The 14,450-nt window shown below is 38.5% G+C and carries 14 protein-coding genes; 1 reads left to right on the top strand and 13 read right to left on the bottom strand.

Translation table 11 applies throughout. From position 1 onward, the window contains the following. From F981_RS23410 to F981_RS17245, 12 genes are all read right to left on the bottom strand, one after another. On the bottom strand, positions 1-1,262 hold a 1,262-nt coding region (locus F981_RS23410), incomplete at its 3' end, for a multicopper oxidase domain-containing protein (protein ID WP_004723684.1). Between the two features lie 55 nt (positions 1,263-1,317). Then, on the bottom strand, positions 1,318-1,728 hold the full coding sequence (locus F981_RS17195; protein WP_228129042.1) for a hypothetical protein: 411 nt from the start codon (positions 1,726-1,728) through the stop codon (positions 1,318-1,320). A gap of 409 nt (positions 1,729-2,137) precedes the next feature. Next, positions 2,138-2,824 (bottom strand): ribulose-phosphate 3-epimerase, encoded by a 687-nt coding sequence (gene rpe, locus F981_RS17200; RefSeq protein WP_004723688.1) that lies wholly within the window; start codon positions 2,822-2,824, stop codon positions 2,138-2,140. A gap of 275 nt (positions 2,825-3,099) precedes the next feature. Then, positions 3,100-4,224 carry a M48 family metallopeptidase gene (locus F981_RS17205; protein WP_004723689.1) on the bottom strand — a complete coding sequence of 375 codons (1,125 nt, stop codon included), beginning with the start codon at positions 4,222-4,224 and terminating at the stop codon, positions 3,100-3,102. A gap of 20 nt (positions 4,225-4,244) precedes the next feature. Further along, positions 4,245-5,351: a YjgN family protein gene (locus F981_RS17210; protein ID WP_004723692.1), complete on the bottom strand. Its 1,107-nt coding sequence runs from the start codon at positions 5,349-5,351 to the stop codon at positions 4,245-4,247. A gap of 159 nt (positions 5,352-5,510) precedes the next feature. Beyond that, positions 5,511-6,347: an S-formylglutathione hydrolase gene (fghA, locus tag F981_RS17215; protein WP_004723693.1), complete on the bottom strand. Its 837-nt coding sequence runs from the start codon at positions 6,345-6,347 to the stop codon at positions 5,511-5,513. A gap of 122 nt (positions 6,348-6,469) precedes the next feature. Then, positions 6,470-7,888 carry a C13 family peptidase gene (locus tag F981_RS17220; RefSeq protein ID WP_004723696.1) on the bottom strand — a complete coding sequence of 473 codons (1,419 nt, stop codon included), beginning with the start codon at positions 7,886-7,888 and terminating at the stop codon, positions 6,470-6,472. Positions 7,889-8,009: 121 nt separating this feature from the next. Then, the gene (locus tag F981_RS17225; protein WP_004723697.1) at positions 8,010-8,828 is read right to left on the bottom strand and encodes a class I SAM-dependent methyltransferase; all 819 of its coding nucleotides are present in this window, start codon (positions 8,826-8,828) and stop codon (positions 8,010-8,012) included. Next, positions 8,822-9,646: an undecaprenyl-diphosphate phosphatase gene (locus F981_RS17230; protein WP_004723699.1), complete on the bottom strand. Its 825-nt coding sequence runs from the start codon at positions 9,644-9,646 to the stop codon at positions 8,822-8,824. Before F981_RS17230 ends, F981_RS17225 begins: the two co-directional genes overlap by 7 nt. 31 nt (positions 9,647-9,677) lie before the next feature. Beyond that, positions 9,678-10,343 (bottom strand): tRNA (adenosine(37)-N6)-threonylcarbamoyltransferase complex dimerization subunit type 1 TsaB, encoded by a 666-nt coding sequence (tsaB, locus tag F981_RS17235; protein ID WP_004723700.1) that lies wholly within the window; start codon positions 10,341-10,343, stop codon positions 9,678-9,680. A gap of 168 nt (positions 10,344-10,511) precedes the next feature. Beyond that, entirely contained in the window at positions 10,512-11,045 is a 534-nt protein-coding gene (locus tag F981_RS17240; RefSeq protein WP_016539404.1) for a gamma carbonic anhydrase family protein, read from the bottom strand. A gap of 59 nt (positions 11,046-11,104) precedes the next feature. Then, complete coding sequence (locus F981_RS17245) at positions 11,105-11,719, bottom strand: CoA pyrophosphatase (protein ID WP_004723702.1); 615 nt, start codon at positions 11,717-11,719, stop codon at positions 11,105-11,107. 125 nt (positions 11,720-11,844) lie between these two features. On the opposite strand from F981_RS17245, the gene F981_RS17250 reads away from it, so the two are divergent. After that, a complete protein-coding gene (locus tag F981_RS17250) occupies positions 11,845-12,393 on the top strand; it encodes an NUDIX hydrolase (RefSeq protein WP_034613876.1) in 549 nt (182 codons plus the stop codon). 106 nt (positions 12,394-12,499) lie between these two features. On the opposite strand, the gene filF is transcribed toward F981_RS17250, so the two are convergent. Then, a complete protein-coding gene (filF, locus tag F981_RS17255; protein WP_004723705.1) occupies positions 12,500-14,446 on the bottom strand; it encodes a putative pilus system protein FilF in 1,947 nt (648 codons plus the stop codon). Positions 14,447-14,450 lie beyond the last annotated feature (4 nt).

Here is a 14,450-nt window from a genome sequence, read left to right on the forward strand (position 1 = left end):
CCTTGCATTTCGTTGGCATTCATTTTTGAATGATCTATACCTTGCATATCATTCGCATTCATTTTGGAATGGTCCATGCCTTGCATATCTTTCACATTCATTTTTGAATGATCCATGCCTGACATATCACCCATACTCATCTTGGAGTGATCCATCCCTCCGCCACCATGACCTCCCATATCTTCCATAGTTAGCACAGCACGTGGACGAGCAGCAGGCATATGAATAGCAGCACTTTTTGCTGTTAATTCATTGTGGAGTGTTCCAATTGCAAATCCTGAACGGTCAATAGACTCAGCCTCAATCTGATAATGATTGGTTTTAGGTTCAACAATCACATCATAGGTTTCAGCAGTACCAATACGAAACTCATCTACATTCACTGGCTTTACAGGCTGCCCATCTGCACTGACCAGTGTCATTTTTAGCTGAGGGATACGTACATCAAAGAACGACATTGCTGATGCATTCACAAAGCGCAGTCGAACTTTTTCATTTGGCTTAAACAGACCCGTCCAATTTTGTTCAGGGGTTTTTCCGTTTACAAGAAAGGTATAACCTGTCACATCAGACATATCTGTTTTTAACATACGCATCTGATTCCACATTTTGCGATCAGACCACGTTGCTTTTAGACCATCACGTTGTAACTGTTTCCAAACATCCCCTAAGGTTTCACGTCGATTTTGATAATATTCTGCGGAAACCTTTAGATTTTTTTGGATCTGGTCACTGGTTTGCTCATGAAAATCCGACAACATCACCACATAATCACGATCTGTGCGTTCATGCGCTGCCAGCGGTTTTTTATTCTTTGGATAAATCACTAAAGAACCATATAAACCATCCTGTTCTTGGCCTTTCGAATGGGCATGATACCAATAGGTTCCACTCTGACGAACTTTAAACTTATAGACAAATTCTTCGTTGGGTTTGATCCCGTTATAACCATTAAAGCCAGGTACACCATCCATAATGCCGGGCAATAATAGGCCATGCCAATGGATCGATGAATCCTGATTCTTTAAATTATTTTTAACTCGAATCACCGCTTCATCACCTTCTTCAAATTCTAAAAGTGGTGCGGGAAACTGGCCATTTACAGTAATTCGTTTTACCGGTTTACCTGTTACATTGACGATTCCTTCATCAATGCTGAGTTGATATTCTTTGATTGCGGCAATTCCCCAAGTTGAGGAAACCAAGCACAATGTCGCAACCAAGCTTTGAGCTAATCGCTTTTGAGATAACTGAATAAACATAACTTAACCTAAATTTTAACAAGCAACTTTGAATAAAAAAGTGTCTAAAATCAGATTAAGCTTTTGGAGGACGTAAGATTTCTTGCCAATGCCCTGCGAGGTGCTGAGCTTGGTAATTGATTTGATAGGCTTGAGTATTGTGCAGATGATCGGGTGCAATCAATTTGGGAATATCAGGATTAAACCAAACCACTGAAGATTGGCATGAGAATGCAGCACAATCTGGGCATTTGCTCTGCTGCGTATCTTGAGATTGAACCTGTTGATTATGGAAATCTTTTAGATTTTGCAGCTGTTGCTCATGATTGAGATGCGAGTTTTGATCATTTTGTTTTTGTTGTATATCGGCACAATGCTGTTTCATTTCTTGTACAACACTGTTTTTCATCATTGATTGATGTTCATCTAAAAGTGATGAATTCATCATTTGCTCATGTTGCATCACATTTACAGATGCAATAGACACACTGCTCCAGCCTATGGCAAAAACCATAAGACAAACAAACCAAAGCTGTTTGTGCAGTTGTCTAAACAAAACTAAAACCTATGTTTTAATCTATGATGGAGCTAAGAGCATAGCCAATAATGACGAGTTTGGCAAATATCGTGCGGAAAGATTGCCAATATCACTGAATAATTTTGCATCAACTGCACTTTGAATAAAAAATGAATAATTAAATCGATGAATAGCGGATGATTTTTATAACAAAAGAGCCCATTTGGGCTCTTTTTAAACAGAAATTGCATGTATCATAAACGATTGATCACGCTTTGATTAATCTATACCCAGCTTATCCATATGCTTATCAACATGGTTATCCATATAGTTATCATCAAAGTTATCCACAATTCACACAATACATTTGTGGAAAAGTTTAAGCCGAAACTTGTCCCACTTTTGCTAACTCAGCGCGCATTTCGTTAATCACAGCTTGATAATCAGGTTTACTAAAAATCGCCGAACCAGCAACAAACATATCAGCTCCTGCTTCAGCAATTTCACGGATATTTGCTGGGCCAACACCGCCATCAATTTCTAAACGAATGTCACGACCTGAAGCATCAATAATTCTACGTGCCTCACGTAATTTATCCAAAGTGGTAGGAATAAATTTTTGACCGCCAAAGCCAGGGTTTACACTCATTAAAAGCACTTGATCTACTTTATCTAAAACATAGTCGAGATAATGCAAAGGTGTTGCTGGATTAAACACCAAACCTGCTTTAGCACCACCATCTTTAATCAATTGCAATGAACGGTCGATATGATGCGTTGCTTCAGGATGAAAAGTAATAATATCTGCGCCTGCTTCTAAGAAATCACCAATCATACGATCAACAGGTGAAACCATAAGATGCACATCAATCGGGGCTTTGATCCCATATTTCTTTAATGCCTTACATATACCCGCACCAAAAGTTAGGTTTGGCACATAGTGGTTATCCATAACATCAAAATGGACAACATCTGCACCAGCTGCCAATACATTTTCCACATCTTCACCCAGACGGGCAAAATCAGCAGATAAAATTGAAGGTGCAATCAGATATGGCTTGGACATGAAACAACCTGGCAAAGATAAAAATTTTTCCCATTATAACAAACTTACCCTATTGGGTTGTTTTAAAAAGCAACAGTTTTACTTATCTTGCTCATTTATCAGGTCATAGCAATCATCTGGTTGAATCAACGACTGTCTATTACTTGATGATATGGGTTTTAACGAATAATCTGATCTTTTGAGAACAATACAAAAATAAAGGGCTTCATTAAGCCCTAGATCCAGTCACCGCCACCTTGCACAATCTATAGATAAACATCGCTTATCTATACTATTTAAGGTTTAGCCTGTTGTTTTTTCTCAAAATCACGAACCATTTTAATGCGTTCTTCAGTTGCAGGATGTGAAGACAAGGCATCAAAAATCTCTAAAGAGCTCTCTTTTTCACTAGACTCATTTCGAGGTTGTTTTTTATTTGGGTCAGTTTTTTTATCAGCTTCAGCTGTTTTGCCCGCTTGCTTTGGTTTTTCTTCCAGTGCAGTTTCATCACTTAAGCGTTGTAAGAAATTCGCAAAATGAGACACTTCAATGCCTTTACGATCCATCAATTTCAGCGCATACATATCAGCCTCAGCTTCAAATTTGCGTGAATAATTCGCACCAATCATCGCGGCAGGTAACGAGGTCAATAGGTCTGAGCTGTCTCCCGTCATGGCAATATACAACACACTCAACCCCAAACTGGTCAAGCCTTGTTGTAAGCTATGCCGTTCCACCAAATGCCCTTGCTCATGTGCCAATACACCTAAAATCTCTTGATCACTATGCGCCATTTCAATCAGTTCATCGGTGATAATAATCGTATTGTTAGGTAAAGCCACTGCATTAGCGCCCAATCGCCCACCTTCACGGAAGACCAATTTTGCTGGTCTGCCTTCAGCGATAGTACTTAGATATTGCTTGGAAATTTGATCTTTTTGACCTTGTGCCAAATGACTAGGATTAGTCCAATTGTTCAACACATATTTTTCTGCTTCATCGCCTAATTTATTCAAACTATTTTCAGGCAGCTGAAAAGCAACATAATGTGATGCTGCTGGAACACCCCATTTCACTAAAGCAAAAACAAAAGCCACCACAAAGATGATACTGAATACAATTAAACTTGGAGAACGTTCTAATTTCCAGATCGAATGCTGAACATTTTTAGTCCCAAAATTAAACCATTCTGGTAAAGCCCCCTGAAACTCAATCCTAGCATCATCTTTAAGCTCAATCGCAGGATTTAATTGCCCCAGTGCGCCAATTAATTCCATATCGCGATATGCATAACGGCGTTGATGTTCTAAACGTTCACCATACTGAATCAGCACCTCGGACTCAGATTGAGCGGAAAGTTGGGCATGGTGTGGTTTAGACACCACACCATCATAGAAAATGACTTCTATTGGTCGTGACATAAATTATTCAACTCATATCATTATAAAGAAACATCAATGTCGAAGATGTCACTAATTTCTTCAGCTAAAGCACTTTGCTCTTGCTGTGCAAGATTCATCATTTGATCTGGATCATCATGCAAAATTAAACTCATCGAATCAACTTGATATTTGTGAATACGAATTGCCGCCCATGCAGACATTAAACCAATGCTTAGAATTTTAACCAGCCAATTTGATGCCACAATCCATGCATAACGCCATTGATTACAATCTGTTTTAAATTGGCTGCTTCCAACCGTTGTATTGTTCCATGTGGTAATAAAAATACGTGCTGCGATCAATGGATAAATAAACAACCCTGCCACAGCGTACATTGCAAAGACACCAAAGATAAAAAAGTTTGGCGTATACCCTGCAATAAAACCGATAATACCGAAATAGATAATGCCAAATGCCAGCATGATTCCAAAAGACATAAAAATTGGAATGTAAACTGCCGCCATATAGGCTGACCAATCAGCATTCAATTTAAAATCCAACTGCCCTGCATATAAATGATCGATGTAGTACTTCTTATACAACCAGATCGCAACAGGAGCAAATATCCCTAAACTAAAAATATAAATTAAGATACTCAGAAAAAAGACTTTGTAGGATTCTTTTGTGGTTCCCGCAAAATAAAACCGACTGTTGCCGAATTTACTGTTTCTTGCGGTAAAGCGCATTGTTGCCCGAATCAGCCACGGTACTGCTGCATACAGCACCACTAAACCAACCACCGTCGCAATCATGGAATACTGCGAGGAAATTGAAAAGGCAGCATAAATACCCAATGCAATCAAACGTCCAACTAAAATCTTGGTGGGGATACCAGTAAAGTCAAAACGTCTTTTAAAGAATTCAGTATTACCATAAAAATAACGTAAACGACGTACTTTTGCCCAAGGCGCGTACAAACTTAAGGTAATGATGGTCAATAAGATATTCACAATCCATATACCAAAATATTCCATCGCATCACCGTGAAATTTAAAACGGTGAATTCTTGGATATTGCTGGTCTGCGGGCTGCTGTATTTCTGGTGGTGTAGCGCCTTTTTCCAAACTCAAATGACTCGGAAAGGGAGGCGGTATTTGTTCTTGCATATTCTTCTCTTTATTCAAATTATTTGATGACAATCTAAAATGATATGAAATAAAAAACCTCAAAAAGCAGTTTATATTTTTTCTGCGCTGAAAGAAATAGAGTAAAAGCAAACAACGATTTACTTTTACTCAAAATTCAGTTTTTGTTAGACGATTCAATTATTTTTGTAGTTGCAAAGCGTGAAATTGTAAATGGTCATCAATAAAACTTTGAATGAAATAATAACCGTGATCATACCCCTCATGAAATCTTAAGGTGAGTTTTTGCCCAACTTTATGACAAGCTTGTTGGTATTTCTCGGGATTCAATTGACTATAAAACTGATCTTTTATACCTTGATCGATAAGCACTTCGTCAAATAACTGACCTTTAGAAAGCAGTAATTGAGTCGCATCATGCTTTGTCCACTCAGACTGATCAGCGCCTAAATAATGAGAAAAAGCCTTTTCACCCCAAGGACATTCTGTCGGTGCACAAATCGGTGCAAATGCAGATACTGATTTAAAATAATTTGGATATTTCCAAGCCAGCGTTAATGCGCCATGCCCGCCCATACTATGACCAAAGATTCCCACAGCTTCAGATTGAATCGGTAAGTTTTTTATTAGCAATGGATAAAGTTCATCTACAATATAACTTTCCATCTGAAAATGTTCAGCCCAAGGTGCTTGAGTTGCATTGAGATAGAATCCTGCACCCTGCCCCAAATCCCATGAATCGCCTTGTGCAACCTGTTCACCACGAGGTGATGTATCAGGTGTAATCAAGATTAAACCAAGCTGAGATGCCAAGCGCTGTGCATGCGCCTTGATGATAAAGGTTTCTTCCGTACAGGTCAGTCCTGCTAAATAGAATAATGCAGGACATTTCTGCCCTTTTAATGCTTGAGGCGGAAGATATGTCGCAAACTTCGTTGCCCCTTTTAAATAATTTGACTGAGTTTGGTAAATTCTTTGTTCACCATCAAAACAGATATTTTTACTTAAAAGTTCCATCAGCGCATCGCTCCACATTTTGATCTTTAAATTGTTTAGGGCTACCGTCTTATAGCATCAATAGATTCAACTCAATATAAATTAAAGCGCTTTTGCTTTCGCATTTAAAACGCCGTTATTTATCATGGCTTTTGTTGCGTATCCAATTTTACATTTTGGGTTTGTGCAGAAGTGATAACACCCTGTTGTGGAAATAAATGTTGTTCCAACTGCGGTAACATCATTTCCATATTTTTCCCAATCACCCATTGCGGCTCAGATGGATCAAAACCTTGTGCATTTTCCCATTTTGCAACTGTTTCAGTCGCTTCTTTAAATGCGGCTTTGAGAGAACCTTGCTCACGCATTGCCTGATCAAAGAAAGCTCGACCAAAATAAGTATAATCGGCTTCATTTGAACATCCAAATGAGGCACGATCTGCTGCTGAAGCAGTAATAATCAAAGTATCTGGTGATTGGAGTGCTGAAACAAAGCTACCTGAATAACAGGCTGAAATCACAATCACTTTCCAGCGAATACCCGATTTATCGAGGGTTTCTCTTAACCATTTTGGATCGACATCATCCAAATTAATCGGTTCATTTTCTAGTTCAAAACGATTAGGTAAGCCATGAGAAGTCATATAAAGAAATAATACATCACTTTCGCGATTCATCTGTTGGCCAATACGGCGTAAAGCAAGGTCGATACTGGTTTTAGATGCAATAGGAGTATCTTTAATACTTTGTGGGTTATTGACCAATTCAACAGAACGCCCAAAGGTTCCAAAGCGGGTATCAAATTGTTCTTTAATTCGATCTATTTCAAATTTGAACACGTCTTGATAACTTGCACCAGCAACACCTAAAAAGTACCAATGCGTTTGAGCAAACTCACCAAACTGAACCTGTTCCAATGCCTTATTGAGTAAATGGCTTTGTGCATAAAAAGCATTTTCACTGATCGTTGGAGGACCATCTTCTACTTTCCAAATCGGCTGTTCCTTAATCGAAACTTGCCAAGTAAACAGAGTTGCAACGGTAGCAAACATGATTAAGGCACGTTCCCACCATGGCCATTGTAATTCTCTTGAAAATACCCACACCACAGCAAGACTTTGCCAAATAAACAAAGCAAAAAACAGCAGTGGGATCACATCATAAGTGAAATAAGGCAGCAGATCTTGATTGCCTAAATATTGCAGCAAGCATTGAAACAACATGATGTGCGTATCAAGCACCAGCCATAACAGTGCTGGAACCAACATCAAACGCGGATTATTGGTCCGTTGTGATAGGAAAATCCCCACAATCAAGGCAATAAAAGGCCACAATGCGTAGCTGACTAGACCCTGCCGATTAAAAACACCACCATCACCAGCAACTAACCAGCTAAACAGTGTATTGGCACCTGCACCCAACAGTCCCCAAAAAATCAATTGAAGAATCGATGGACGAACAATTTGTAAAGACTTTCGCGAACCTAAGAATAACCAAATCCCTGCACGTTGGTTACTTTTCAAATCATGCCAAAAGTTAATCGAGGGTTTAAGATCTATCATAAAGATTCTGTTAAGGCAGTGGCTTCAATCAGCCTATCTAGTTTAGGCTTGGCTAAAAAATTATCAATGTTTGATTTAACTATATATCAATAATTCGACTATTATTGAAACAGTTACCAAATTACTCAATAAGATTGCTGTTAAAATAGGCATCAAAACGACAAGCATCACCTTGCCATTGATGATCGGTTGCCTGATCATTTAAAAATACAGCCAGTCTAGGACGTTTTACCACAACTCGCTTAGCAATTTGACGTGATAAGACTAAAAGATGATCGCCTAAATCCATTTCACCATCTTCAGGTAAAAGCATGTGTAATAGCTGCATTTGCTTTTTCACTTGTGCCTGCTTTTTTATGGCTTGCTGATTTTGATCCCGTTGCGGAAACATCGGATCTAAATAAACAACATCGACAGTTTGATGGGTGATGATCAATTGTTGTAAATATTCAGCTGAATCAGAAAAAATCAAATCAATACGCTCAACAACTCTGGCTAAAAACGGGTCGTTTTCCAGCTGTTTTTTTGAATCTTCCAGTAAAGTAAATAAAATTGGATGACGTTCAATCAGGGTTACTTTCGCCCCTAAGTGTGCCATCAACAATGCGTCATGCCCTAGACCAGCAGTTGCATCAATTAAGTTTGGTTTTTCTGAAATATTACATGCCCGTGCAATCATTTCAGATTTTAAACTCGCACGTTTTAAACGTGGGATCTCAGCTTTCCAGTCAGGTTGCATTTTCATGCCATTGGCGCACAGGCTTAACCCTTGCTCATCAACACACAAGGCAAGTTCAGGGTTCAATCTTAAAAACCGTGCATTGAGTTTTTCAATCGTTGCAATGTTTACCACGACACCACGTAAAGAAAGCACAGTTTGGTAGGACTGTGCTTTCTCAAAAAATGTGGATTCAGTAAATAAGCGAATTTCGCTTACCATAATTTCCAACCTGTTAATGCAAACAATAAAATCAACAAACCTGAAGCAATACGATACCAAGCAAAGACCATGAAATCACGCTTAGAAACATAAGCCACCAAAACACGGATCAAAATTAAAGCAGAAACAAAAGAAACAATTAGCCCCACAAAGAATACGGTCCAATCTTGTGTTGTTTCATAAATATGGTAATTTTTAAAAAGATCTAATAAGCCCGCACCAACAATGACAGGTATACCGAGGAAGAACGAAAATTCTGTTGCAGCCTTACGCGATACTCCCAGCATCATGCCGCCAATAATGGTTGCACCTGAACGTGAAGTCCCTGGAATAAGCGCCAATACCTGAATTAAACCAATATAAATCGCTTCTTTAATCGAGATATTTTCCACTTCCACCGCATTGACTTTTGGTGGATTTTTTTCAACCCACCAAATGATTAAACCACCGACGATTAAACCAATCGCCACAGAAATATCATTAAACAACAGCTCTTTTACGATATCACCAAAAGTTAAGCCAACTAGCATAATTGGAATTGAAGCTGCAATAATACTGATCCCAAGATGACGCCCTTTCGGCTCACCTGAAAATAGACCGATTGCTGCGCCCCAAAGCTTGCCCCAATACTCATAAATCACCGCAGCGATTGCGCCCATTTGAATAGCAACGACAAATAAGTCACTCTTTTCTTTGGTCCAGAAATTCATGAGCTCGGATGCAAGAATTAAATGCCCTGTACTTGAGATAGGTAAGAATTCGGTAATACCTTCAACAATACCCATAATGGCTGCTTTGAGTAGCAGTAAAAGATCCATGATGAAATCCTAAAAATTAAAGCGAAAACGATTATGGTTTACCTTGTTCTGGAATTTTCTTCCATGCATTATCACGTAAATATACAGGTAAAGCTTGTTCTGCACTGAACCATTGTTTTTGCAGTGCATTTTGACGCGCAATTGTGGCGATATCGTTAGCGGAAGCAGTAATCTGTTGAAACGCGACAGCCTCTACATTCACCAAAGCTGAACCTGAACCGATCAAGGTATATTTTTGATATTCTGCAGCGTGTTGATAGTCTAATAATTTTTCTTCGTCTACAAGTTGCATAATGTTATTTGGGTCAAGCTTAAAACTTGCCATATAAACTTCTTGCATACGTGCATCTAAAACAGCGGTGACTTCAGTCAATTGGGCTTGATGATAAGCAGCTTGCGCCAGCGCTTGCAAGGTTGAAACTGGAATCACAGGAATATCATTTGCCCAGGCTAAAGCTTGAGTCACTGCGGCATTGATACGTACACCACTAAATGAGCCTGGTCCACGACTAAATGCAATTGCAGTCAAGTCTTTACTGGAAATTTGATTTTGCTCAAAACCTTGCTCAATCATCGGCAAAATGGTTTGAGTTTGTGCTTTTGCTCGCGTATCAAGTTGAAAATAGAGTGTTTGAGTTTCATCAACAATCGAAACGGAACACTGCTCATTGGCAGTTTCCAATGCCAGCAATTTCATGCACAACCTTACTGTGTTAAAAATGCTGCCTATGATACTCCACTCATTTCAATAGCGCGAGGGCTTAGAGATAAAGCCTGCCAGATAAAATCCATTAGATCAAAATAATCCATAAAAATGCCAAGACATTGTGCTTGGCATTTAAGTGATAATTTTAAAACCACGACTTTAATCAAATTTAAATTCTTCTAAATCAATAAAATTCTTGTAATGGGCAGCATAGTGCAAGGCACTCATTTTTAATAAATTCTCCGCATTCTCATCCAAAGTTCGCACGACTTTACCCGGTGAACCCACCACCAAGGAATTATCGGGAATAACTTTACCTTCCGGGATCAAACTATTTGCACCGATGATACAATTTTTACCAATTACAGCATGATTTAAAACCACGGCATTAATACCAATTAGACTGTTATCGCCTATCGCACAACCATGCAACATGGCTTGATGCCCAATGGTTACATAATCACCAACGGTTAATTCAATCCCTGTATCTGTATGTAAAACGGCATTTTCTTGAACATTACTAAAATTCCCAATATGAATTTTGGCATTGTCAGCACGAATGACTGCACCAAACCAGACACTGACTTGTTGCCCCAGTTCGACCTGACCAATCACCGTCGCATTATCCGCAATCCAACCATCAAAAGGTGCATGCAACGCTTTTGGCACAAAACCTTTAAATTTATACATCATGGCATTACATTCCTTTGAGATACTTTGAGACCATTCGCTTTGATCATAGCTTTTCAGCATTACTTTTTATTGAATATTTGTGATTTAAATGATGGAGAATTCAATAAAAATGGCCAGTTTTTTTGATAGTCCAAACCATATTTAAATAATGAAATTAGAATTCTGGCGGTTAAACCCCAAATGATTTCATTTTCAATTCTTAGACTGGGAAAATAAACCGATTGATGTGCCAAACGCACCTCATAAGGAATAGGCTGTGATTCCATCATTTTTTTAATCGGGGCATAGAATATACGATCAATTTCACTTGGCTGAGCAATCAATTGAATATCTGGCGGGATTAATCCAACAACAGGTTTTACCGTCATTCCACTTTTAGCCCGTTCCATGGGTAAATCACCGATCAGCTTGACATCAAAGGGATTGAGTGCTGTTTCTTCCCATGCTTCTCGCAAAGCCACAACGATATTACTGGTATCATTTGGATCGCGTTTTCCACCTGGAAAGGAAACTTCTCCTGCATGATTTGATAAATAGGCAGAGCGTCTGGTCAGTAAAATTTTAGGATCAGCTTCTTGAGTAATTGCAATGAGTACTGCGGCATTGGCCGGGTAGGTTCTTTTGCCAAAACGTAATCGATTTTGCAACACTTGGGTTAGCTCATCATCCTTCATTGATCTCACTCTATCTTTTTTGTTCTCGTTCTATCATATAGGAAATTTTATCGATAAGGCTATAAATGATGCGAAAGTAGAATTTTTCAGTTATGCTGAGTTATCTCACATTTTTAATGAAGCTTATGAGTTTTTGCAGTGCTTGTGGACATCCAACCATAGAAAAAATTCCTTTAGGTGATCAAAAAATCCGTAAAGTTTGTACACACTGCGGCACCATTCATTATGTTAACCCTAAAGTGATTTGTGGCGCTTTGGCGATCTGGGAAAATAAAGTTTTACTATGTCGTCGTGCAATAGAACCACGTTATGGACTATGGACCTTACCTGCCGGTTATATGGAACTTTTTGAAACCATGGAACAAGGTGCAGCACGCGAAACACGTGAAGAATCTGAGGCTGAGGTTGAAATTGAACAACTTTACTGCATGTATAATATTCCACGGATTGGGCAAGTTTATGTTTTGTTTAAAACACAAATAAAAGATGGTGTATTTGGTGCTGGTGAAGAAACCATAGAAAGTCGTTTATTTGAAGAACATGAGATTCCTTGGAACGATTTAGCTTTCCCAAGTGTAGAGCGCACATTAAGACATTATTTTGAAGACCGTAAAACCAATACCTTTCCAATGCATCTTGAAACATTAGGCACCCGATTAGATCAGACAGGATAATCACAAATAGATATTGCTTCGACCAATGGTTGAGCATTAAAAATATGAGCACAAAAAAAGCCTCAATTCAAATCACTTGAATTGAGGCTTTTTTAATTAAGATAAATTACTTGGTTTTAATGGTATAACACTGCGGTAAGCTTACAGTTAAAGTCCCTGATAAACGCTTTGCTAGCTCTTTTTGCTCAGGAGTGGTCTTATCCTTATTGGCCTCTATATTGTTATAAACTGACTGATAAAATGCATGCAAATTTACCCATGTTGCAGTAATCGTCTTATCCCCATCCCAACTGGTAATATTGACACCATTGTTTGTATTTTGCTCATTGATTAATCGTTGCAGGTTTAAGCGAATACCGCCAGAGGAAACTGAAGCATTGGCTATTTCTTCTGCTGATGTACCACTGGTTGGTCGAACAACTAATGTTTCATTTAAACCGGCTAATGCACCATCAAGACTACCAAATACAGGATTGGCCAAAATCATACGAAGTGTAATCGACTTTTCAACATTACCATTTATATAAGCTGTACCCGTAGTACCAATACGATATTGTTGTACCCCTGTTTCTTTATCAACATAAGTGTTTGGATCTACATCAGCACATGTATCTGAATTTAACGCACTATTTTTACCTAAATTGGTGCGGATATCTCCATTTTCATCAATCACAATACCGAGTGTTTGGGTATTTGGATTAACTTCTTTGTTATCAAAAGCAAATGTAATATTTGCATACAGTGGGAAATAGTATTTTTCACCAGCTTTTACTGTATTTTTAGTGAGAAAAACTTTTCGATCTAAATAATTGGCAGGATTGGTTTTATAAATATCGATTCCACCAGAAAGCTGATCAGCATTTATAGTTTGACGCCATTTCCCATATATCGTTGGATCCGCAGGTGCCGTGGTTGCACCCGTTGTTCGCTTATACATATATTCAGTACCAGCGACATTGGTATTATTCAGCAAAGCGCCCTGAAAAATTTCAAGTTTATCCGTTGAACTTTGATCTTTTTTAAATACAAGTGGAGAGGTAATTTTACGGGTGAGTGGATTGATCCAACCTTGTTGACCATTTACATTGAGTTTTTGTGGAACAACCTGATTGAGCAATAAAAACTTTAACAGTGAATCAGCAATTGTACTGCCTTCTACTTTTTGAGGTACACCAACCCATTGCATTGCATAACCTGAGGTATAACCTTGACGGTCAGTGACTAAATACATATTGGCGATAGATTCATTCTTGGTGCTTAATTCACTTTTACCTGTAAAGCCCTGAATATCAACATTTGCACCACTGAAAATAAGGAAGTTTGTTGAATAAATATTTACCAATGATTGTTGAACCAAGCGTTGCGCAGTCGCGACTGCAGAAGCTTCATCGACCGCTTCAATATTGACCCACGGTTTTAATTTTTCAACATAGCTACCATTGATAAAATCAGCCACCCCAATATCTGCATTGACTGTTGTTAAATTATTTTTAATATTATCTGTTAACTCAAGGGGTTGTACATCGCCAACCTGATTGGCATCCTGCTGCAACCCAATCGCTTGGAAAACGCGAACCAATCCAACCATTACTTTAAATGTCTCATCACTCATGGTCATACTGGTTGGTTCTTTACCTGTCATAGCAGTTGCAATATCAATCAAACCAATTGCTGCAGGTTGACCACGCACTTTTAAAGGGCGTACTTTTGCTAAGTCAACATCACCTAAAACAATTTTTCTTTCTGATTGAGAACCTTTTATATAAAATTTTGCTTTATCGCCAATTAAACAGCCACCAAGTGCCAAACCACCTTCTAGTTTAGTCGCATAATGATTTCTGGTATCTGTACTACAATCAAAATTTAAACCATCCACAGGATAGTCAACATAAAAACCTAAACATTTTTCTGTAGAATCTGCATCACAACCATTTGAATAGGTTGGAATACCTTTATTTGGGTCTTCATTGACTGTTGCACTTTCACCGCCGCACCCTGCGAGTGCCAGGCCTAAACTTGTTAAAACCAAAGGGGCGAATAATCTTTTTTTCATATCT

The organism is Acinetobacter guillouiae CIP 63.46 (assembly GCF_000368145.1).
Lineage (GTDB): Bacteria > Pseudomonadota > Gammaproteobacteria > Pseudomonadales > Moraxellaceae > Acinetobacter > Acinetobacter guillouiae.